This is a genomic window from Streptococcus sp. Marseille-P7375, from assembly GCF_902460365.1.
Classification (GTDB): Bacteria; Bacillota; Bacilli; order Lactobacillales; family Streptococcaceae; genus Streptococcus; species Streptococcus cristatus_I.
Window position 1 is genome coordinate 184443 of the sequence record NZ_CABPTR010000003.1, and the last position, 20368, is coordinate 204810.

Sequence of the window (20368 nt, forward strand, 5' to 3'; positions counted from 1 at the left end):
AGATTTTGGTAAAATCCTTTCTTTTAGCCAAATGCTTCAAAGGCAGCAATCAAGCGCAGTTTGTCTGTATCAACATCCTTCCGGCCATAGTAGTCAAGAAAGAGCTCTGCGTATTGAGGGTCAGATAAATTATAAGTAAGAGACCAGATGGCCCAGTAAAGGTCAATGTGGCGATCACTGAGGCCAGCGAGACCAACGTCAATAAAGCAGGAAAAGCTTGCTGCGTCTTTTAGAATGAAATTGGGCAAACAGGCGTCTCCGTGAATCAAGGCATCCGCCGTTAGTAAGTGTCCCTGCTCTTGGATAAGTTGATATGCTTCCTCACGGCTTTGGATATGAAATTGAGGCAGCAAGGCTTTTTGATAAAAGCAACCTTTCCGATAATTTTCCTCTGCTTGCTCTTTATAGTGTTGGAGGCGATGCTGGATTGGGAAATGCTGGGGTTGGATGCTGTGAAGTTTTTTGAGTGCGGCAGCCATTGTTTGGCAAAGCTCTTCTGGCTGTTGAAGAAAGGCTAGAGCATCCTTGCCCTCGGCTTCTCTAGTCAGCAGGTAGTCATGATCTGCTGATAGGTAGTGAATGACAGGCACACCGAGTTCTTGTTTCTCAAACCATTTGGCAAGCGTGGCTTCTTGGGATAACTTGCCTTTTTGGTCGATTTTCAAATAATAGCCCGTATCAGCATAGAAAACACGGGCGCTTGAATGTGAGGAGCTGTCGTAAAAGTTGGCTCCCTCTAGATAAGTTCGGATTTGCTCAGGGAAATGTGCGAGTGGAAGAGATATTTTTTCTGCTTTCATACTTTTATTGTAACATATTCTCAACGAATCGACTCTAGCGTGGTATAATAGAGGCATGAATGTAAAAGTGAAGCAAAGAATCCCTTTGAAAATTAAGAAAATGGGAATCAATGGGGAAGGAATTGGATTTTATAAGAAAACGCTGGTCTTTGTGCCGGGGGCTTTGAAAGGTGAAGAAGTCTACTGTCAGGTGACCAAGGTGCAGCGGAATTTTATCGAGGCCAAGCTCTTGACCATCAACAAGCGGTCGAAATTTCGGGTGGAAGCGCCTTGTGAGATTTATGAAAGCTGCGGAGGCTGTCAAATCATGCATCTCCACTATGACAAGCAGTTGGAGTTTAAGGAGGATTTGCTGCGTCAGGCTCTTAAAAAGTTTGCGCCAGCTGGCTACGAAAACTATGAAATCCGTCCAACTATCGGTATGCAGGAGCCACTCTATTATCGGGCTAAGCTGCAGTTTCAGACTCGCAAGTTTAAGGATGAGGTCAAGGCAGGGCTCTATGCCCAGAATTCCCACTATCTGGTCTCACTGAAAAACTGTCTGGTTCAGGACAAGGTAACGCAGGCTATTGTCAATAAGGTGGCTCGGCTGTTAGGCAAGTACAGGCTGCCTATCTATGACGAGAGGAAGACTGCTGGAGTACGCACGGTCATGATTCGCAGAGCCAGAAAGACGGGTCAGGTGCAGATGATTTTTGTAACAGGGCGCAAGCTAGACTTTTCTCCAGTCGTCCGAGACCTGGTGGCTGAATTTCCCGAGCTGGAGACAGTGGCGGTCAATTATCATACGAGCAAGTCCAGTGAGATTTATGGGGATAAGACAGAGATTATCTGGGGCGAGGAAGCCATTCAAGAGGGTGTGCTGGACTATGAGTTTTCCCTGTCACCTCGAGCTTTCTATCAGCTCAATCCTGAGCAGACAGAGGTGCTCTATGGGGAGGCGGTCAAGGCGTTGGATGTGACGAAAGAAGACCATTTGATTGACGCTTATTGCGGGGTTGGGACCATCGGCTTTGCTTTTGCTAAAAGGGTCAAGTCTTTGCGAGGCATGGACATCATCCCTGAGGCCATTGAAGACGCTAAGCGCAATGCGAAACGGATGGGCTTTGACAATACGCTCTACGAGGCTGGAACGGCAGAGGAGATTATTCCTCGCTGGTACGCGGATGGTTATCGGGCGGATGCCTTGATTGTCGATCCGCCGCGAACAGGTCTGGACGATAAGCTGCTGGAAACGATTGTCCGCTATGCACCTGAAAAGATGGTCTATGTTTCCTGCAATGTCTCAACCTTGGCGCGCGATTTGGTCAAGCTATGTCAGGTATACGATGTCCACTACATCCAGTCGGTTGATATGTTTCCCCATACCGCTCGGACGGAAGCGGTGGTGAAATTGGTCAAAAAAGTCAAGTAAAAGAGCGATTTGTTGAAAAACAAGCCTAAATGAACAGCAAAAGAGGCTGGGACAAAAGTCCTAGCCTCTCAATTGTTTTTGGATTGTCGAGCAAGACGCAGTGGTTGAGTGGGCTCTACTACGCTGATTTCATCAGCTTTTACAGCCCTACTCAACTGTGCGGAGGTGGGACGACGAAATCGAATTCTAACGAATTACCGATTTCTGTTCCACTCTCTTTTGAGTTAGAGGATTATAGCTTGATTTCAGTGTTTTGGAGAACCTTTTGAGCATCGGCAACGATTGTGTCGAGGATTTCTTTACATGGACGAATTTCCTTGACTAAGCCTGCAATTTGGCCACTCATCATAGAGCCATGCACGGTATCTCCTTCGTAAACAGCTTTAGAAAGAGAACCGATGGTGATTTCTTCGAGTTCGTCACGATTGGTGCCTTTGTTTTCTAGTTCGATATAGTGGTCAGTCATTTCATTGCGGATACAACGAACCGGCGCACCAGCAATACGACCAGTAACGGCAGTAGCAGTGTCATTGGCTGCGACAATAGCATCCTTGTAGCCTGCTGAAATTGGGCATTCTTCAGAAGCTAGGAAGATAGTTCCCATCTGAACCCCTTGTGCACCGAGGACAAAGGCAGCAGCGAGACCACGACCATCGGCAACCCCACCTGCAGCGATGACTGGAATATCAACGGAGTCAACAATCTGAGGAATGAGAGCCATAGTATTGGTTTCACCGATATGGCCACCAGCTTCAGAACCTTCGGCAATCACGGCATCAACTCCGAGCTCTTGCATTTTTTGCGCATGTTTGACACTGGCGATAACAGGGATAACCTTGATACCTGCCTCTTTCAGATAAGGCATGATGAATTTTGGTGTACCAGCCCCAGTCGTTACGACAGGAACTTTTTCTTCAATGATGACTGTCACAATCTCCTTGATGTTTTTCATCATGAGCATAACATTGACGGCAAATGGCTTGTCAGTCAATTTACGCAGTTCACGGATTTCTTCGCGCAACTGCTCACCCGTCATTCCTCCTGAAGCAATGATTCCCAGTCCGCCAGCTTCTGAAACAGCTGCCGCCAGTTGGTAGTGGGAAATCTGAGCCATAGCACCTTGGAAAATAGGGTACTTGATGTTCAACAATTCTGTAATAGACATAGGGCATCTCCTTTATTCTGTATTTAAAATCATTATATCACTATAATAAAGCGTTTTCAATGAAGCCATAGACTGGCAAAAAGATAGAAGTTTGTGAAAAAATCTCAGAAATCCTTGATAGGACTGGCTTTTCCTTGTGAAACTAAATTTATCAGTGTCCTTATAAAAATAACTTATAGCCTATTAGAATTTGTTATATTCTCCAAGATCGAATTTGAGCAAGCGTGGAAAGGATTTTTATTGGACGCATCTTTTGTGATATAATAATATAAAATACACGGAGGTAGGGCATATGGATAATGTGATTGATTTGTCTATTCCAGTGGCAGAAGTGATTGAGAAGCAGCCTGAGGTATTGGACGTTTTGGTCGAGTTGGGTTTTAAGCCTCTGGCCAATCCTGTCATGCGCAATACAGTCGGGCGCATGGTTTCGATCAAAAAAGGAGCCAGCATGAACGGTATTGACCTGGATAAAATCAAGCAAACTCTGGAATTAAACGGCTATGAAGTGGTGGGGATTTAGAAATGGCTACTGAACGCATTGAAGTCCTCAAATCTATCTTGTTGGACCTACATAACGGAGCTTCGGCAGAGTCCGTCCAGGAGCTTTTCAACGAGCATTTTGCAGGTGTGTCTGCTATCGAGATCAGCTTGATGGAGCATGAGCTGATGAACTCGGATACGGGAGTGACTTTCGAAGATGTCATGTCCCTCTGCAATGTCCATGCCAACCTCTTTAAAGGTGCCATTCAGAATGTGGAGGTGACTGATACCGACCATCCAGGTCATCCGGTTCAAGTCTTCAAGCAGGAAAATCTAGCGCTGCGGGCTGCCCTCATGCGAGTTCGCAGGCTCCTATCTACCTATGAAAGTACAGAAGATGAGGAGCTTCTTCCAGAAATCCGTAAGGGACTCCAGCGCCAGCTGAGTTTGGTGGGACAGTTTGATGTCCACTATCAGCGCAAGGAAGAGCTCATGTTTCCCATCATGGAGAGCTACGGCCACGATTCACCTCCCAAGGTCATGTGGGGGGTAGATGACCAGATTCGAGACCTTTTCCAAGAGGCTAAGATTGCTGCAGAGCAGCTGCCGGATACTTCGATTCAAGAAGTCAAGGACAAGTTTGAGACTTTTGCGGCTGAGTTTGAAGCTATGATTTTCAAGGAAGAGTCCATCCTTCTCATGATTCTCCTCGAGTCCTTTCATCAGGATGACTGGCTCAAGATTGCTGAGGAGAGCGATGCTTATGGCTATGCCATCATCAAGCCAACGGAGAAATGGATTCCTGCGCGGCACTCATTCTCGGAGGAGGAAGCTGGGGATGCTGCTGATGAGGGAAGCGAAGCGCCAGCCAGCACAGAACAGGCTAGTGATGGCAGGTTTCAGCAGGTCATTGACACGCCGGATGGTCAGGTCACTATTTCCTTTAAGCCCAAGGAAAAGAAGGAGCAAGCCTTTAATCGGGACTCTCAGCAGCCTTTTGGTCATGGCTATCTGTCAGTGGCTGAGGCCAATCTGATTTTGGATCATCTGCCCATGGAGATTACCTTTGTCAATAAGGACGATATTTTCCAGTATTATAATGACAGCGTGCCAGCAGACGAGATGATATTCAAGCGGACGCCGTCCCAGATAGGGCGCAATGTCGAGCTCTGCCACCCACCCAAGCTTTTGGACAAAGTGCGGCGGATTTTCAAGGCGCTGCGTGAGGGAGAGCGGGACAAGTTTGAGATGTGGTTCAAGTCGGAATCGCGGGGCAAGTTTGTCCATGTGACCTATGCGGCAGTGCGGGATGAGGCTGGTAAATTTCAGGGGGTTCTGGAGTATGTGCAGGATATTCAGCCCTTCCGTGATATTGACAGTGATTTTTACCGAGATTTGGACTAGGTATTTGCAGTTAGAAAGTGAGAAAAATGAGTTACGAACAGGAATTTTTACAGGAGTTTGAAGCTTGGGTCAAGACCCAGGTCATGATTAACGAGATGGCCCTCAAGGAGAGTCAGGCAGTCTACGAGGCGGACCAAGACGAGCGGGCCAAGGAAGCGGCCATTCGCTATGAAAGTCGTTTAGATGCCTACCAGTTCCTTTTAGGAAAATTCGCCAACTATCAGGCGGGCAAAGGATTTCACGACCTACCAGACGGACTTTTTGGGGAGAGAAATTATTGATTTTTCACTGGGAAGGTGATAAAATAAGTTCATCAGAGGTGTTTTGAGTCAAGCATTTTACAGAAAGTGGCGGCGCTGAGAAGTCCACAAATGTGTCAAAGCTGGTTGCTGATGGATGATAAATTGAAATAAAAGTGTCTTTTTGTTTCCTTTTAGGACTAGGCAAGGAGCTGCAGGCTATACTAGCGTATGCCAAAGCGAGTTAACGACGTCATAAAAGGGAAAGAAGAGAAAAGTTGCGGGCATCTGCCCGAAATTGGGTGGTACCGCGGATGAACACATTCGTCCCTTTCTAGTCTGACTAGAAAGGGATTATTTTTATGTAGCGGAAAGGAGGGTTGAATGAAGCTTCTTGAATCTTATAATGGCAAAGAGTTGCCAAAGTTGGAAACTGAGCGTTTGATATTGCGTCAGCGAACGGCAGATGATGTAGAGGCTATGTTTGCTTATGCTGGTCTGCCTGAAGTCTGTTATCCAGCTGGATTTCCTCCTGTAGATAGCTTGGAAGCAGAGCGTGATTATTTTGCAAATCGCTATTTTGAAAATCTAGAAAAGAAGGAACTTCCGTCGGGCTATGGCATTACAGTTAAGGGGGATGACCGAGTCATTGGCTCTTGTGACTTCAATCACCGTCATGAGGATGATGTCTTTGAAATTGGCTATCTCCTGCATCCAGATTATTGGGGGAAGGGTTATGTACCAGAAGCCGTCAGTGCTTTGATAGAAGTTGCTTTTACCATTCTTAAACTTCACAAGGTTGAAATTCGATGTTTTGATTACAATAAACAAAGTCAACGAGTCGCTGAGAAACTTGGTTTTACCCTTGAAGCTCGCATCCGAGACCGCAAAGATGCTCAAGGCAATCGCTGTGCAGAATTGGCTTATGGATTGCTGAGGAGTGAGTGGAGTCAAAATTGAATAGTTAGAAACTTTTCAATAAGTCAATTGATGTTATATAATTTTAAAATTGTAAGTATAGCAACTAGGGATACTTGTGAAGTTCTAAGGATTAATTAGAAATTGAGGTATAGAATATGAAAAATGAGAGCTTAGACCTAATCATTAGGGAAATAGAAACTCAGCAGGAGATAGAATTAAATCGTTTCAAACAAAACTTATCTGAAGGTATTGATAAATATGTGGAGAGCTCACCATCTGACTTAATGACACCATTGCTGAAGAATGAGATTGATGAAGAAGTCAAATTACAAATGCTTGAATTTCAAAAAAGTATTGATTTAAGTCCCAAAGCATTATATTATGCTTTAAAAATGGAGGTTGAACTAGATCCTAATATTAAAAAAGATAAGTTGAAGCAATGTGCTTATGAATTCTTAGAAAAAACAACAAAGAATAAGTATCTAAAAAAGATTATTCGAGAGCTGAAAAAAGGAGTATAAATATGGTAATGTTTAGGGATTTAGCTGCTAAGGGAGTAAAGGTTGCTATTAAGTTTATTGTTGATTTGGTAACAGATTATCTTAAAAGTGAAGAATTTAAAAAACATATGAAGTTACTAGTTGAAATTTTAGCTACTAAAATGGTTGATATAGTTTTAGCAGAAAAGCAGCAGACTAATAATTAGAAAGGAGCAAAATATGTCAAAACAACTTTCACCTAAATATAATCCAGCCGAGGTTGAGGCTGGTCGTTATCAAAAATGGCTTGATGCGGATGTTTTCAAGCCTTCAGGAGATCAAAAGGCTAAGCCTTATTCAATCGTCATTCCACCACCAAACGTTACTGGGAAGCTTCACCTTGGTCACGCTTGGGATACGACTCTTCAGGATATCATTATCCGTCAAAAGCGCATGCAAGGTTTCGACACACTTTGGCTGCCGGGAATGGACCATGCTGGGATTGCCACTCAAGCTAAGGTTGAGGAGCGCTTGCGTGGTGAAGGCATTTCCCGCTATGACCTCGGTCGTGAGAAATTCCTTGACAAAGTCTGGGAATGGAAAGACGAATATGCCACTACTATCAAGGAACAATGGGGCAAGATGGGGCTCTCTGTAGACTACTCTCGCGAGCGTTTCACTCTTGACGAAGGTTTGTCAAAAGCTGTTCGCAAAGTCTTTGTGGACCTATACAAGAAAGGTTGGATCTACCGTGGTGAGTTTATCATCAACTGGGACCCAGCTGCTCGCACAGCCCTTTCTGATATTGAGGTGATTCATAAGGATGTCGAAGGTGCCTTCTACCACATGAACTACATGCTGGAAGATGGCTCACGCGCCCTTGAAGTAGCGACAACTCGTCCTGAGACCATGTTTGGGGACGTTGCGGTTGCAGTCAACCCAGAAGACCCACGCTACAAGGACTTGATTGGTAAAAATGTCATCCTTCCAATCGCTAATAAATTGATTCCAATCGTTGGAGATGAGCACGCTGACCCTGAGTTTGGTACGGGTGTCGTGAAAATCACACCTGCTCACGATCCAAACGACTTCTTGGTTGGTCAACGACATAACTTGCCACAAGTCAATGTCATGAACGACGACGGAACCATGAATGACTTGGCCTTCGAATTTGCAGGCATGGACCGTTTTGAAGCTCGTAAGGCAGTCGTTGCTAAATTGGAAGAAATCGGTGCCCTCGTCAAAATCGAAAAACGTGTCCACAGTGTTGGTCACTCAGAACGTACAGGTGTAGTGGTTGAGCCACGCTTGTCTACGCAATGGTTCGTGAAGATGGACCAATTGGCTAAGAATGCTATTGCCAACCAAGACACAGAGGACAAGGTAGAATTCTACCCACCTCGTTTCAACGATACCTTCCTCCAATGGATGGAAAATGTCCACGACTGGGTAATCTCTCGTCAGCTCTGGTGGGGTCACCAAATCCCTGCTTGGTACAATGCTGAGGGTGAAATATATGTCGGCGAAGAAGCTCCAGAAGGTGACGGTTGGACTCAGGACGAAGATGTCTTGGATACTTGGTTCAGTTCTGCCCTTTGGCCATTCTCAACAATGGGCTGGCCGGATGTCGACTCAGAAGACTTCAAACGTTATTATCCAACATCAACTTTGGTGACTGGTTATGATATTATCCCGTTCTGGGTATCTCGAATGATTTTCCAAGGTTTGGAATTTACTGGCAAGTCGCCATTCAAAAATGCCTTGATTCATGGTCTCATTCGTGATGAGCAAGGACGCAAGATGTCGAAATCTCTCGGTAACGGGATTGATCCAATGGATGTTATTGATAAGTACGGAACAGATAGCCTTCGTTGGTTCCTTTCAAATGGTTCTGCACCAGGGCAAGACGTGCGCTTCTCTTACGAGAAAATGGATGCTTCTTGGAACTTCATTAACAAGATCTGGAACATCTCTCGCTACATCCTCATGAACAATGAAGGCTTGACTCTTGAGCAAGCAACTGCCAATGTGGAAAAAGTTGTCAACAAGGAAGCTGGCAATGTCACGGACCGCTGGATTCTCCACAACCTCAATGAAACCATCGGCAAAGTCACTGAAAACTTTGATAAGTTTGAGTTTGGTGTAGCTGGTCACATCCTCTACAACTTTATCTGGGATGAGTTTGCGGACTGGTATGTTGAGTTGACCAAGGAAGTCCTTTATAGCGATAACGAAGAAGAGAAAGTCATCACACGTTCTGTTCTCCTTTACACTTTGGACAAGATCCTTCGTCTCCTTCACCCAATCATGCCATTTGTGACAGAGGAAATCTTTGGACAAATCTCAGAAGGCTCTATCGTTACAGCAGAATACCCAACTGTAAACCGAGCCTTTGAAGACCTTGCGGCTCACACTGGTGTAGAAAGCCTCAAAGACTTGATCCGTGCTGTTCGGAATGCGCGTGCAGAAGTAAACGTAGCACCAAGCAAGCCTATCACAATCCTTGTTAAGACTAGCGATAGCGACTTGGAAGCCTTCTTTAACAGCAATGTCAACTATATCAAACGCTTCACAAATCCAGAACACTTGGAAATCGCATCAACCATCCCTGCACCTGAACTTGCAATGTCAAGCGTCATCACAGGAGCAGAAATCTACTTGCCACTGGCAGACCTCCTCAATGTCGAAGAAGAACTGGCTCGTCTCGACAAGGAATTGGCTAAATGGCAAAAAGAACTGGATATGGTCGGTAAGAAGCTCTCTAACGAACGCTTCGTAGCCAATGCCAAACCAGAAGTCGTCCAAAAAGAACGCGACAAACAAGCCGACTACCAAGCTAAGTACGACGCGACAGTGGCGCGGATTGATGAGATGAAGAAGTTGGTGAAATAAAGAAAGAAACACGGTGATGAGCCGTGTTTTTTAGTATAATAACTTTAACTGGAGTTCATAGCCTTATAATAAGAAAATCCTAGAAGCCCTCGTGGCTTCTTTTTTCCCCTCCCCAGCTTACACTTGTGGTATAATATTGTCAGTAAAAGAGAAAGTAGGAGCGTGTATGAAAACTCCATTTATCAGTCGTGAGCGTTTGGCGGAGCTGACCGAGCAGTTTCCAACACCTTTTCATCTGTATGATGAGAAGGGAATTCGGGAAAGAGCGCGTGCCCTGCATGAGGCTTTTGCTTGGAATGCTGGTTTTAAGGAATATTTTGCCGTCAAGGCGACACCAAATCCTGCTATTTTAAAAATCCTCAAGGAAGAGGGCTGCGGGGTGGACTGTGCCAGCTATGTGGAGCTGCTCATGAGCCAAAAGTTGGACTTTGCTGGGGACGAGATCATGTTTTCGTCCAATAATACGCCAGCCGAGGAGTTTCGTCTGGCGCGGGAGCTGGGCGCGACCATCAATCTAGATGCTTACGAAGACGTGGCTTTCTTGAAGGAGGTGGCTGGGATTCCCAAGGTGATCTCTTGCCGCTACAATCCCGGTGGTGTCTTTGAGCTAGGGACTAGTATCATGGATCATCCAGAGGAAGCCAAGTTTGGTATGACTAAGGACCAGCTGATTCAGGCCTTCAAAGAACTCAAGGAGTTGGGAGCTGAGACATTTGGCATTCATGCCCTCTTGGCCTCCAATACTGTCAGCAATGACTACTATCCAGCACTGGCGCGGCAGCTTTTTGAGCTGGCTGTAGAAGTCGTGGCTGAGACAGGAGTCGAGCTGGATTTTATCAATCTGTCTGGCGGTGTCGGGGTCAATTATCAGCCTGGTGGCGAGGAAAATGATATTGCGGTCATCGGTCAAGGAGTTCGTCAGGCCTATGAGGAAATCCTGACACCAGCTGGTCTGGGGCAGGTCAAGATTTTCACAGAGTTGGGGCGTTTTATGCTGGCGCCTTTCGGCCTCTTGGTGACCAAGGTGACGCACAAAAAGCAGACCTATCGGACTTATCTGGGAGTGGATGCTTCTGCGGTCAATCTCCTGCGTCCCGCTATGTATGGAGCTTATCACCATATTACCAATATGGATCGACCAGAAGGACCGACGGAGATTGTCGATGTGGTCGGCAGCCTCTGTGAAAACAACGATAAATTTGCCATCCAGCGGGAGCTTCCTGTCAGTCAGATTGGCGATACGCTGGTCATTCACGATACTGGTGCCCACGGCTTCTCCATGGGCTACCAATACAATGCCAAATTGCGCTCTAGTGAGATTCTCCTAGAGGAAAATGGTCAGGCTCGCATGATTCGCCGGGCAGAGAGACCAGAAGATTATTTCGCGACTCTCTATGGCTTTGATTTTGAAAAATAGAGATAATTTGGTATAATTAAGAGTAATGTAAAAAATGAAACAGGAGTTCGGATTATTATGAATACATTGTTAGCAATTTTATTGATTATGCTGGCTTTCTTTGGTGGGATTTTGCTTGGTATGTACTTACTTCGCCGTCAGGTTGAGAAGGAATTTGCGGAAAATCCACGTCTTAATGTAGAAGCGGTGCGGATGTTGCTCAGTGCCAATGGTCAAAAACCAAGTGAAGCACGCGTTCAACAAGTTTACCGTCAAATCATCAACCAACAAAAAGCAGCAGTTGCTAAAAATAAAAACAAAAAATAAGCTTCTCTCAACTGCCCTTTGGTGGCAGACGGAGATTTCTATATAAAAAATGGGGATTTGGGCTAGGCTTCCAATCCCTTGTTTTAGAAAGAAGACTGTATGGATAACCGACCGATTGGATTTTTAGACTCTGGGGTAGGCGGTCTGACTGTTGTCCGTGAATTGATGCGGCAACTCCCCCACGAGGAAGTGGTTTATATAGGTGATTCGGCTCGGGCTCCATATGGTCCTAGGCCGGCGGAGCAGATTCGAGACTATACTTGGCAGTTGGTCAATTTTCTCTTGACCAAAGATGTCAAGATGATTGTCATTGCCTGCAATACTGCCACAGCTGTTGTCTGGGAGGAGGTCAAGGCTAAGTTGGACATTCCTGTCCTCGGTGTGATTTTGCCCGGAGCCAGCGCTGCTATCAAGTCTACGACTGGTGGCAAGATTGGGGTCATCGGGACTCCTATGACGGTTCAGTCCGATATTTATCGGAAAAAGATTGAGGCTCTATCTCCTGAGATGGAGGTGCAGAGCTTGGCTTGTCCTAAGTTTGTCCCGCTGGTGGAATCAAATGAGCTCCAATCTAGCTTGACTAAAAAGGTGGTCTATGAGACACTTCATCCTCTGGCGGGCAAGGTGGACACACTTGTCTTGGGCTGTACTCATTATCCTTTGCTTCGGCCGATTATTCAAAATATGATGGGGCCGAGCGTCAAGCTGATTGACAGCGGGGCTGAGTGTGTACGGGATATTTCTGTCCTGCTCAATTATTTTGAAATCAATCGTAGCCGCGAAAAGCACGAACTGAACCATCGTTTTTATACTACAGCCAATGCTAAGAGATTTGCGGAAATCGCAGAAAACTGGCTGAATCTGAAAGTCAATGTGGAGCATGTGACCTTATGACAAAGAACATTTATGAATACAAAGATGCCTCTGACTGGTATGTAGCTGAATGGGGACAGAGTGCCTCTTATAGTGAATTTGAGCGAGTGCCAGCTGAAGCTTCCGAGATTTTAGACCGCTTAGAGAGTATTTTGGCGGAAGAAGAGCTAGGCCTACCCTTAAATATTACAGTTATTCGCTATGGCTCAGCCTTTCGCTTTTTGACCTTCTTGCTGGATATTTTAAAGCAGGAAACGGACCGAAAGTTGGAATTGTTGCAGCGACAGGGAGCCCTTCTTTTGGTTGAAGGGGGCAAATTGCTCTATGTCCACCTGCCGCAGACTGGTGTGGATTTACAAGCCTTTCTGGGAGCAAAAGATGTCAAGGATACCCTCTTGATTGCGACTCGCAATGAGGGTAAGACAGCAGAGTTTCGCAAGCTTTTTGGGAAGTTGGGCTATGAGGTGGAAAATCTGAATGACTATCCTGATTTGCCAGAAGTGGCTGAAACGGGTATGACCTTCGAAGAGAATGCCCGTCTCAAGGCTGAAACGATTAGCCAGTTGACTGGCAAAATGGTTTTGGCAGATGATTCAGGATTGCAAGTGGATGTCTTGGGCGGCTTACCAGGTGTCTGGTCAGCTCGCTTTGCTGGCGTTGGTGCGACAGATGACGAAAACAATATCAAACTCCTGCATGAACTGGCCATGGTCTTTGATATTAAAGACCGCTCTGCCCATTTCCACACAACTCTGGTGGTCGCAAGTCCAGATAGGGAATCCTTGGTGGTCGAAGCGGATTGGCCGGGCTACATTGCCCATGAGCCAAAAGGTGAAAATGGCTTTGGCTATGATCCCTTGTTCTTAGTCGGAGAGACAGGAAAAACGTCAGCTGAGCTGACAATCGAAGAGAAAAATGCCCAGTCCCATCGTGCGCAAGCAGTGCAAAAATTAGTGGAGGTATTTCCAGCATGGCAAAGCAAACAATCATCGTAATGAGCGATTCCCATGGGGACCGTGCCATTGTCGAAGAAATGAAACATCATTATCTAGGAAAAGTCGATGCTATTTTCCATGATGGAGACTCAGAGTTACCTTTTGAGGATGAAGTCTGGGAAGGAATCCATGTCGTAGCGGGCAATATGGACTTTTATCCTGGTTATCCAGAGCGGCTGGTGACAGATTTGGATGGGACCATTATTGCCCAGACCCACGGGCACCTTTTCAATATCAACTTTAGCTTCCAAAAGTTGGATCTGTGGGCTCAGGAAGTGGGGGCAGATATTTGTCTCTATGGCCATTTGCATGTTCCAGATGCTTGGATGCAAGGGAAGACTCTCTTTCTCAATCCGGGATCCATTAGCCAACCTCGTGGCTCAATCAATGAACGTCTCTACGCTAAGGTAGAGATTGACGATGACCGCTTTAGAATTGATTTCTATACGCGAAATCATGAACTCTATCCAAGCTTGTCCAAGGAGTTTGCCCGATGATTGCTAAGGAATTTGAAGATTATCTGCTGCAGCATGAAGACACTTTTTTGACACCTGGGGAGAATTTGGCGGTCATGATTGATACGCACAATGTGGATCATGCTATTCTCTTGCTTAGCCAGATGACCTATTCACGCATTCCAGTGGTAACTGCGGAGAAAAAGTTCGTTGGCACCATTTCTCTGACGGATATCATGGCTTATCGGATGCAGCATGAGCTGGCAGAGGAAGAGTTTATGTCTATGGACATTGTCCACATGACACGAAAGGATGGTCTGACTGTCGAGCCAGATTACAAGATTGCGGACGTTTTGCACAAGCTGGTGGATGAGTCTTTCCTGCCTGTTGTGGATAAAGAACAACATTTTTATGGCATCATTACTAGAAAGTCGATTTTAAAAGCTGTTAACTCGTTGATGCATACCTTCACGAGTCAGTATGAGATTTCCAAAAAATGAAAGAACATATCACTCCTTTTTTAGAACAAAAAAATATCTCTGAAAATTCAAAATTAGCCTATTCTTACGACCTGGAGCAATTTGTCAATGAAATCCACAGCAAGGTGACAGAAACCAATTTGCGGATTTATCAAGCCTCTATCAAGGATTTCAAGGCAGCTGTCCAAAAGCGGAAGCTCTCAGCGGTCAATCAATTTCTCTACTATCTTTACGAGAACAAGATGATTGGGGAATTTCACCGCTTGACATTGCCAAAAGTCGCTATTTCCAAGGAACTGGAAAGCGAGCTGATGGACTTGTCAGCCTTTTGGGAAACTTCTGCGGTGCCACAAGGCCGGTTGATAGCCCTCTTGATTTTGGAAATGGGTCTCTTGCCAAGTGAAATCCTGCAGGTCAAGGTTGAAGATGTCAATCTTGATTTTCAGGTTTTACGGATTGAGAAGGCTGGGCAGAAGCGGATTATTAAGATCCCCGAAAGTCTGACGAGCGAGTTGGGCGATTATTTGACAGGGACTTATTTATTTGAAAAGAATGGCAAGTCCTATTCACGCCAATGGGGCTTTCGCCAGCTAGAAGCTTTCTTGATTGAGCAAGGGCAGGCCAGTTTGTCAGCCCAAAGCCTGCGGGAGCAGTTTATTTTGCGTCAGCGGGAAAAAGGTGTCGGCATCTATGACATTGCTCGTGATTTGGGCTTGAAGACGGTGATTACATTAGAAAAATACAGATAAGAATGGATATCAAGTTAAAAGATTTTGAGGGGCCGCTGGACTTGTTGCTCCACCTCGTATCCAAGTATCAGATGGATATTTACGATGTGCCCATTACCGAGGTCATCGAGCAATATCTGGCTTATGTGGCCACCTTGCAGGCCATGCGGCTGGAAGTGACAGGGGAATACATGGTCATGGCCAGCCAGCTCATGCTGATCAAGAGTCGTAAGCTCCTCCCCAAGGTGGTGGATCAGGTGGACCTGGAGGACGATCTGGAGCAGGATTTGCTGAGTCAGATTGAGGAATATCGGAAGTTTAAGCTACTGGGCCAAAAGCTGTCCCTCCAGCATGAGGACCGGGCTCTTTACTACTCCAAACCCAAGCTGGAATTGGTCTATGAAGACGCTGAACTTTTGCACGACAAGACAGCTGTTGATCTCTATTCAGCTTTTTCCAAGGTGATGACCAAGAAGCAGGAGGAGTTTTCCAAGAGTCATACGACCATTGTGCGAGATGAGTACAAGATCGAGGACATGATGGAAGTGGTGCGCCAACGCTGCCAGGCTCAAAAACGCCTTGCCCTGCAGGATATTTTTGCAGAAACCAAAGACATGAATGAAGTGATTACGCTCTTTTTAGCAACCTTGGAGTTAGTCAAGGTGCAGGAGGTGCAGGTCATTCAGGAGGAAAACTTTGGAAATATTTATTTAGTAGGAAGAAAGAATGAGTAAATTAGCAGAGATTGAAGCCCTGCTTTTTGTGGCGGGGGAAGACGGTCTGAAAGTTCATCAGCTATCAGAAATCCTTTCCTTGCCGCCGACTGGTGTTATCCAGAGTTTGGAAAAATTGGCGGAGAACTATCAGGCAAATCCTGACTCCAGCTTGACCCTGCTGGAAACGTCAAAGACTTATAAGTTGGTCACCAAGCCTGAATTTGCTGAGATTTTACGAGAGTATTCGCGGGCACCGATTAACCAGAGCTTATCCCGAGCGGCACTGGAAACCTTGTCGATCATTGCTTACAAGCAGCCCATTACAAGGGTGGAAATCGATGATATTCGTGGTGTCAATTCCAGCGGGGCGATTTCGAAGTTGTTAGCCTTTGAGCTGATTCGAGAAGATGGCAAGAAGGAAGTCATTGGCCGTCCCAATCTTTATGTGACGACGGATTATTTCTTGGACTATATGGGCATCAATCATTTGGATGAATTGCCGATTGTGGACGAAGCGGAGCTCATTGCTGAGGAAAGTCAGCTTTTCGGAGAGTGACAAGTTCACCCTAAAAGGGACCGTTTTTTGAACGCTTCCAAGCTTTGAGGGAGGCATTGCTTTCCCTATCTGCCATTTTTCCAGCTGTTAAAGTTGTGAAAATGGTCTTTGTATCTTGTGAAAGGATAATATCGATGAGAATCAATAAATACATTGCCCATGCGGGAATTGCCAGCCGGAGAAAGGCTGAGGAATTGATCAAGCAGGGGCTGGTGACTGTGAATGGTCAGGTGGTGCGTGAGCTAGCGACCACCATTAAGTCTGGTGACCGAGTGGAAGTAGAAGGCCAGCCTATCTACAATGAAGAAAAGGTCTACTACCTGCTCAATAAACCGCGCGGGGTGATTTCCAGTGTGACCGATGACAAGGGGCGTAAGACAGTCGTTGATTTGCTGCCGCAGGTCAAGGAGCGGATTTATCCCGTTGGCCGACTAGACTGGGATACTTCTGGTGCCTTGATTTTAACCAATGACGGTGATTTCACGGATGAAATGATTCACCCACGAAATGAAATTGACAAGGTCTATGTAGCGCGTGTCAAGGGTGTGGCTAATAAGGAAGTTCTGCGTCCGCTGACTCGCGGTCTGGTCATAGAGGGCAAGAAAACCAAGCCAGCTGTCTATGAGATTCTCAAGGTCGATCCAGTGAAGAATCGCTCAGTGGTTCAGTTGACCATCCACGAAGGGCGCAATCATCAGGTCAAGAAGATGTTTGAAGCGGTGGGATTGCCAGTGGACAAGCTTTCACGGACTCAGTTTGGACATCTGGACTTGACGGGGCTCAAGCCAGGTGAAGCACGTCGATTGAGTAAAAAGGAAGTCAGCCAGTTGCATAACTTGGCTGTGACCAAAACTAAGAAAAAATGATTAAGAAAATATTGATAGCGACGGTTCGATTTTACCAGCGCTTTATCTCACCCGCTTTTCCGCCTTCCTGCCGTTTTCGGCCGACCTGTTCCAATTACATGATTGAAGCCATTGAAAAACACGGAGCCAAGGGGCTGCTGATGGGCTTGGCCAGAATTGGTCGCTGCCATCCTTGGTCCGAGGAAGGGGACGATCCAGTGCCGGATCATTTTAGTCTTCGGCGAAATGACTCTAAAATAGACATAGAACGGAAATAGCCTTGTTTCCGTTTTTTTGCTAGAGAATAAACTCCATCTTTAGTAATTACTATCAGCTTTTTAATATTTTTGCTATAATGTTTTTTATGAGAGTTGTTTCAGGAAAGTACGGGGGCAGACCCCTCAAGACATTAGATGGCAAGATAACGCGACCTACGACAGATAAGGTCAAGGGCGCGATTTTTAATATGATTGGGCCTTATTTTGATGGTGGTCGGGTGCTGGATTTGTATGCAGGTAGCGGTGGTCTGGCGATTGAGGCGGTGTCTCGTGGCATGGAGTCGGCTGTTTTGGTTGAAAAAGATCGGCGGGCACAAGCTATCGTGGCAGAAAATATTGCTATGACTAAGGAAGCAGCGCGCTTTGAGCTGCTCAAGATGGAGTCGAATCGAGCGCTAGAGCAGTTGACTGGTCAGTTTGATCTGGTTCTGCTGGATCCGCCCTATGCCAAGGAGCAGATTATCTCAGATATTGAGAAAATGGCGGAACGCAAGCTCTTGAGCGAGGATATTATGGTTGTTTGCGAGACGGATAAGTCGGTTGATCTGCCAGAAGAAATCGCAGACTTGGGTATCTGGAAGCAAAAAATATATGGAATTTCAAAGGTGACGGTCTATGTCAGATAAAATCGGGCTCTTTACTGGGTCATTTGATCCCATTACTAATGGACATGTGGACTTGATTGAGCGTGCCAGTCGGTTGTTTGATCGCTTGTATGTGGGAATCTTCTACAATCCTCACAAAGCAGGATTTTTTAGCATCCATGCGAAAAAAAGGATGGTTCTAGCGGCTTTGGCGCATTTGGAAAATGTGGAAGTCATCACTTCGCATGATGAATTGGCGGTCGATGTAGCAAAAAGGCTGGGTGTGACTGCTCTTGTCCGAGGCCTACGCAACGGTCAGGACTTGGACTATGAAGCTGGCCTGCATTTTTTTAATAAGGAATTGGCACCTGATTTGGAGACCATATTTCTGCTGAGTCAGCCGGCTTACCGATATATCAGTTCTTCAGCGATGCGGGAATTGATCGCTTTTCAGCAGGATCTCTCTGCCTATGTGCCAGCAAGTGTGATTGAGGAGTTAGAGAAAAAAGATGAATAATGACATGATAAATCCGAAAAAGATGACAAAGGAAAATAAACGTGGTTTAACAGTAGTTGGTTGTGCTGGAGTGGCCTCGATTATTGTGCTTGTGCTCTTCCTTTTCTCTTTCATTGTTCCATTGCCTTACTATATTGAGGTGCCTGGAGGTGCAGAAGACATTCGAAAGGTTCTGACTGTGGATGGAAAAGAAGATCAGGCAGCAGGTTCCTACAACTTTGTAACTGTTGGGATCCAGCATGCAACCTTTGCCCATCTGGTCTACGCTTGGCTGACCCCTTTTACGGATATTTATTCGGCTCAGGATATGACGGGTGGCTCGAGTGATGCTGAGTATATGCGCATCAACCAATTTTATATGGAAACGTCGCAGAATATGGCCAAATACCAAGGTCTCAAGGCTGCAGGAAAAGACATCAAGATGAATTATCTGGGTGTCTATGTTTTAAAAGTAGCTCCGAATTCGACCTTTAAAGGGATTTTGAATATTGCGGATACGGTGACGGGAGTCAATGACAAGACTTTTGAAAGCTCGGAAGACCTGGTCAAATATGTCAATTCTCAGGCTCTGGGCGATAGTGTCAAAGTGACCTACGAGGAAGATGGAAAAACCAAGACTGCGACGGGAAAAATCATCAAGCTGGAAAATGGCAAAAACGGAATTGGCATTAGTTTGATTGACCGCACGGAAGTCAACAGCAGTGTTCCGATTGAATTTTCGACTGAAGGTATCGGTGGTCCCAGTGCTGGCCTCATGTTTAGCCTAGCCATCTATACTCAGCTGGCTAATCCAGACCTGCGAGACGGCCGCGTGATTGCGGGAACGGGCAGCATTGACAGAGAAGGCAAGGTCGGTGATATTGGTGGGATTGACAAAAAAGTTGTCTCTGCCGCCAAAATTGGAGCGACAATCTTCTTTGCTCCAGATAATCCTGTCAGCGAGGAAGAAAAAAAGGCTAATCCCAAAGCCAAGACCAACTATGAAACGGCGCTTGAAGCAGCCAAGGAAATCAAAACAGATATGAAAATCGTACCGGTTAAGACTCTTCAGGACGCGATTGATTATTTAGAAAAAACCAAAAAATCTTAGTTTCGGCTAAGATTTTTGTCTTTTAGAGACGAACGAAGGGTATTTTTTATTAAATCGTCTGACTTTTTACAGAAAGATCTTTTTCTTCTGAAAAAATATAAATTCCCCTTGTTTTGTGATAAAATAATATGAAGTAAGATAGATGAGTGACAAAGGATAGGTATGCGTAAAGAGATTTCACCCGAGTTATATAATTACAATAAATTCCCTAGCCCAGAATTTAAGCAAATGGGCAGCAAGATAATTGCAGAAAAATTTGAGTTTGAATTGGTGGAGAATTATAAAGAGGCCTTTGATTTGACGGCCTTTCACCAACGCTTTTCAGAAATTTTGAACAAGTTTGACTATATTGTCGGCGATTGGGGCAATGAACAGTTGCGGTTGCGCGGTTTTTATCGGGATGAGAAAGCCAAGGAAAATGCAGAGAAAATCAGCCGTTTGCAAGACTATCTGCTAGAGTATTGTAATTATGGCTGTGCCTATTTTGTTTTGGAAAATGCTCAGCCAAGACGGGCAGCCTTTGACAAAAAATCCCACCATAAGAGAAAATCGGATGGCAAAAAACATCCAGAAATTTCTAGGGAACGTGGCTCTAAAAAAACGAAGGACGAGCAGCAAAAACATCGTCCAAAGGCAAACAAGAACAAGCAACAGAAACAAGGCAAACAGGCAAAGCAAGCGGCATCTAGCCAGTCGCAGCGTCATTTTGTCATTCGTCAGAAATAAAGGAGA

Annotated in this window: 25 protein-coding genes; 23 read left to right on the forward strand and 2 right to left on the reverse strand. The window is 45.5% G+C overall.

Annotated elements, in window-relative coordinates; genetic code table 11:
* Window positions 1-23: 23 nt before the first annotated feature.
* Window positions 24-800, reverse strand: a complete 777-nt coding sequence (locus FZ954_RS08360) for an aminoglycoside 3'-phosphotransferase (protein WP_148878029.1) — start codon at window positions 798-800, stop codon at window positions 24-26.
* A gap of 55 nt (window positions 801-855) precedes the next feature.
* On the opposite strand from FZ954_RS08360, the gene rlmD reads away from it, so the two are divergent.
* Window positions 856-2214, forward strand: coding sequence for a 23S rRNA (uracil(1939)-C(5))-methyltransferase RlmD (gene rlmD / locus FZ954_RS08365; protein ID WP_148878030.1), 1359 nt, complete (start codon window positions 856-858; stop codon window positions 2212-2214).
* Between the two features lie 232 nt (window positions 2215-2446).
* Here the strand turns inward: rlmD and FZ954_RS08375 are convergent, their stop codons facing one another.
* Window positions 2447-3379, reverse strand: coding sequence for a nitronate monooxygenase (locus FZ954_RS08375; protein WP_148878031.1), 933 nt, complete (start codon window positions 3377-3379; stop codon window positions 2447-2449).
* Window positions 3380-3671: 292 nt separating this feature from the next.
* On the opposite strand from FZ954_RS08375, the gene FZ954_RS08380 reads away from it, so the two are divergent.
* From FZ954_RS08380 to FZ954_RS08485, 22 genes are all read left to right on the forward strand, one after another.
* Window positions 3672-3902 (forward strand): DUF1858 domain-containing protein, encoded by a 231-nt coding sequence (locus tag FZ954_RS08380; RefSeq protein ID WP_045498993.1) that lies wholly within the window; start codon window positions 3672-3674, stop codon window positions 3900-3902.
* Between the two features lie 2 nt (window positions 3903-3904).
* Window positions 3905-5266: a DUF438 domain-containing protein gene (locus FZ954_RS08385; protein ID WP_148878032.1), complete on the forward strand. Its 1362-nt coding sequence runs from the start codon at window positions 3905-3907 to the stop codon at window positions 5264-5266.
* A gap of 26 nt (window positions 5267-5292) precedes the next feature.
* Window positions 5293-5547: a DUF1912 family protein gene (locus FZ954_RS08390; protein WP_002279283.1), complete on the forward strand. Its 255-nt coding sequence runs from the start codon at window positions 5293-5295 to the stop codon at window positions 5545-5547.
* Between the two features lie 342 nt (window positions 5548-5889).
* On the forward strand, window positions 5890-6465 hold the full coding sequence (locus FZ954_RS08395) for a GNAT family N-acetyltransferase (protein WP_148878033.1): 576 nt from the start codon (window positions 5890-5892) through the stop codon (window positions 6463-6465).
* Between the two features lie 116 nt (window positions 6466-6581).
* Window positions 6582-6947: a hypothetical protein gene (locus FZ954_RS08400; RefSeq protein WP_148878034.1), complete on the forward strand. Its 366-nt coding sequence runs from the start codon at window positions 6582-6584 to the stop codon at window positions 6945-6947.
* Between the two features lie 2 nt (window positions 6948-6949).
* Window positions 6950-7132, forward strand: coding sequence for a hypothetical protein (locus FZ954_RS08405; RefSeq protein ID WP_061911347.1), 183 nt, complete (start codon window positions 6950-6952; stop codon window positions 7130-7132).
* A gap of 13 nt (window positions 7133-7145) precedes the next feature.
* Complete coding sequence (locus FZ954_RS08410; RefSeq protein ID WP_148878035.1) at window positions 7146-9797, forward strand: valine--tRNA ligase; 2652 nt, start codon at window positions 7146-7148, stop codon at window positions 9795-9797.
* A 166-nt stretch (window positions 9798-9963) separates the two neighbouring features.
* Window positions 9964-11214, forward strand: coding sequence for a diaminopimelate decarboxylase (locus FZ954_RS08415; RefSeq protein ID WP_148878036.1), 1251 nt, complete (start codon window positions 9964-9966; stop codon window positions 11212-11214).
* Window positions 11215-11271: 57 nt separating this feature from the next.
* Entirely contained in the window at window positions 11272-11520 is a 249-nt protein-coding gene (locus tag FZ954_RS08420; protein WP_015605536.1) for a YneF family protein, read from the forward strand.
* Between the two features lie 99 nt (window positions 11521-11619).
* Complete coding sequence (gene racE, locus FZ954_RS08425) at window positions 11620-12414, forward strand: glutamate racemase (RefSeq protein ID WP_125371384.1); 795 nt, start codon at window positions 11620-11622, stop codon at window positions 12412-12414.
* Window positions 12411-13388 carry a nucleoside-triphosphate diphosphatase gene (locus FZ954_RS08430; protein WP_148878037.1) on the forward strand — a complete coding sequence of 326 codons (978 nt, stop codon included), beginning with the start codon at window positions 12411-12413 and terminating at the stop codon, window positions 13386-13388. The genes racE and FZ954_RS08430 overlap by 4 nt, the downstream gene beginning before the upstream one ends.
* Window positions 13364-13885, forward strand: a complete 522-nt coding sequence (locus FZ954_RS08435; RefSeq protein WP_148878038.1) for a metallophosphoesterase — start codon at window positions 13364-13366, stop codon at window positions 13883-13885. Before FZ954_RS08430 ends, FZ954_RS08435 begins: the two co-directional genes overlap by 25 nt.
* Window positions 13882-14343 (forward strand): cyclic-di-AMP-binding protein CbpB, encoded by a 462-nt coding sequence (cbpB, locus tag FZ954_RS08440; protein WP_005590833.1) that lies wholly within the window; start codon window positions 13882-13884, stop codon window positions 14341-14343. The genes FZ954_RS08435 and cbpB overlap by 4 nt, the downstream gene beginning before the upstream one ends.
* Window positions 14340-15071, forward strand: coding sequence for a site-specific tyrosine recombinase XerD (gene xerD / locus FZ954_RS08445; protein WP_148878039.1), 732 nt, complete (start codon window positions 14340-14342; stop codon window positions 15069-15071). Before cbpB ends, xerD begins: the two co-directional genes overlap by 4 nt.
* Before the next feature lie 2 nt (window positions 15072-15073).
* Window positions 15074-15784, forward strand: coding sequence for a segregation/condensation protein A (locus FZ954_RS08450; RefSeq protein ID WP_125389565.1), 711 nt, complete (start codon window positions 15074-15076; stop codon window positions 15782-15784).
* Window positions 15777-16322 (forward strand): SMC-Scp complex subunit ScpB, encoded by a 546-nt coding sequence (scpB, locus tag FZ954_RS08455; RefSeq protein ID WP_005590827.1) that lies wholly within the window; start codon window positions 15777-15779, stop codon window positions 16320-16322. The genes FZ954_RS08450 and scpB overlap by 8 nt, the downstream gene beginning before the upstream one ends.
* 134 nt (window positions 16323-16456) lie before the next feature.
* Window positions 16457-17188 carry a pseudouridine synthase gene (locus FZ954_RS08460; protein WP_005592340.1) on the forward strand — a complete coding sequence of 244 codons (732 nt, stop codon included), beginning with the start codon at window positions 16457-16459 and terminating at the stop codon, window positions 17186-17188.
* Window positions 17185-17445, forward strand: a complete 261-nt coding sequence (yidD, locus tag FZ954_RS08465; RefSeq protein WP_187423353.1) for a membrane protein insertion efficiency factor YidD — start codon at window positions 17185-17187, stop codon at window positions 17443-17445. Before FZ954_RS08460 ends, yidD begins: the two co-directional genes overlap by 4 nt.
* Before the next feature lie 86 nt (window positions 17446-17531).
* Complete coding sequence (gene rsmD, locus FZ954_RS08470) at window positions 17532-18071, forward strand: 16S rRNA (guanine(966)-N(2))-methyltransferase RsmD (protein ID WP_148878040.1); 540 nt, start codon at window positions 17532-17534, stop codon at window positions 18069-18071.
* Complete coding sequence (coaD, locus tag FZ954_RS08475; protein ID WP_148878041.1) at window positions 18061-18546, forward strand: pantetheine-phosphate adenylyltransferase; 486 nt, start codon at window positions 18061-18063, stop codon at window positions 18544-18546. Before rsmD ends, coaD begins: the two co-directional genes overlap by 11 nt.
* Before the next feature lie 22 nt (window positions 18547-18568).
* Complete coding sequence (locus tag FZ954_RS08480) at window positions 18569-19636, forward strand: SepM family pheromone-processing serine protease (protein ID WP_037586341.1); 1068 nt, start codon at window positions 18569-18571, stop codon at window positions 19634-19636.
* A 162-nt stretch (window positions 19637-19798) separates the two neighbouring features.
* The gene (locus tag FZ954_RS08485) at window positions 19799-20362 is read left to right on the forward strand and encodes a YutD-like domain-containing protein (protein WP_148878042.1); all 564 of its coding nucleotides are present in this window, start codon (window positions 19799-19801) and stop codon (window positions 20360-20362) included.
* Window positions 20363-20368 lie beyond the last annotated feature (6 nt).

Coding starts and splice junctions, on each gene's coding strand:
- FZ954_RS08435 (WP_148878038.1), top strand. CDS start 13,364: ATGGCAAAGCAAACAATCATCGTAATGAGCGATTCCCATGGGGACCGT.
- FZ954_RS08360 (WP_148878029.1), bottom strand. CDS start 800: ATGAAAGCAGAAAAAATATCTCTTCCACTCGCACATTTCCCTGAGCAA.
- FZ954_RS08390 (WP_002279283.1), top strand. CDS start 5,293: ATGAGTTACGAACAGGAATTTTTACAGGAGTTTGAAGCTTGGGTCAAG.
- FZ954_RS08450 (WP_125389565.1), top strand. CDS start 15,074: ATGGATATCAAGTTAAAAGATTTTGAGGGGCCGCTGGACTTGTTGCTC.
- FZ954_RS08385 (WP_148878032.1), top strand. CDS start 3,905: ATGGCTACTGAACGCATTGAAGTCCTCAAATCTATCTTGTTGGACCTA.
- FZ954_RS08485 (WP_148878042.1), top strand. CDS start 19,799: ATGCGTAAAGAGATTTCACCCGAGTTATATAATTACAATAAATTCCCT.
- racE (WP_125371384.1), top strand. CDS start 11,620: ATGGATAACCGACCGATTGGATTTTTAGACTCTGGGGTAGGCGGTCTG.
- rsmD (WP_148878040.1), top strand. CDS start 17,532: ATGAGAGTTGTTTCAGGAAAGTACGGGGGCAGACCCCTCAAGACATTA.
- FZ954_RS08480 (WP_037586341.1), top strand. CDS start 18,569: ATGACAAAGGAAAATAAACGTGGTTTAACAGTAGTTGGTTGTGCTGGA.
- xerD (WP_148878039.1), top strand. CDS start 14,340: ATGAAAGAACATATCACTCCTTTTTTAGAACAAAAAAATATCTCTGAA.
- FZ954_RS08410 (WP_148878035.1), top strand. CDS start 7,146: ATGTCAAAACAACTTTCACCTAAATATAATCCAGCCGAGGTTGAGGCT.
- yidD (WP_187423353.1), top strand. CDS start 17,185: ATGATTAAGAAAATATTGATAGCGACGGTTCGATTTTACCAGCGCTTT.
- FZ954_RS08420 (WP_015605536.1), top strand. CDS start 11,272: ATGAATACATTGTTAGCAATTTTATTGATTATGCTGGCTTTCTTTGGT.
- FZ954_RS08460 (WP_005592340.1), top strand. CDS start 16,457: ATGAGAATCAATAAATACATTGCCCATGCGGGAATTGCCAGCCGGAGA.
- FZ954_RS08380 (WP_045498993.1), top strand. CDS start 3,672: ATGGATAATGTGATTGATTTGTCTATTCCAGTGGCAGAAGTGATTGAG.
- FZ954_RS08405 (WP_061911347.1), top strand. CDS start 6,950: ATGGTAATGTTTAGGGATTTAGCTGCTAAGGGAGTAAAGGTTGCTATT.
- FZ954_RS08430 (WP_148878037.1), top strand. CDS start 12,411: ATGACAAAGAACATTTATGAATACAAAGATGCCTCTGACTGGTATGTA.
- FZ954_RS08395 (WP_148878033.1), top strand. CDS start 5,890: ATGAAGCTTCTTGAATCTTATAATGGCAAAGAGTTGCCAAAGTTGGAA.
- FZ954_RS08400 (WP_148878034.1), top strand. CDS start 6,582: ATGAAAAATGAGAGCTTAGACCTAATCATTAGGGAAATAGAAACTCAG.
- rlmD (WP_148878030.1), top strand. CDS start 856: ATGAATGTAAAAGTGAAGCAAAGAATCCCTTTGAAAATTAAGAAAATG.
- cbpB (WP_005590833.1), top strand. CDS start 13,882: ATGATTGCTAAGGAATTTGAAGATTATCTGCTGCAGCATGAAGACACT.
- scpB (WP_005590827.1), top strand. CDS start 15,777: ATGAGTAAATTAGCAGAGATTGAAGCCCTGCTTTTTGTGGCGGGGGAA.
- coaD (WP_148878041.1), top strand. CDS start 18,061: ATGTCAGATAAAATCGGGCTCTTTACTGGGTCATTTGATCCCATTACT.
- FZ954_RS08415 (WP_148878036.1), top strand. CDS start 9,964: ATGAAAACTCCATTTATCAGTCGTGAGCGTTTGGCGGAGCTGACCGAG.
- FZ954_RS08375 (WP_148878031.1), bottom strand. CDS start 3,379: ATGTCTATTACAGAATTGTTGAACATCAAGTACCCTATTTTCCAAGGT.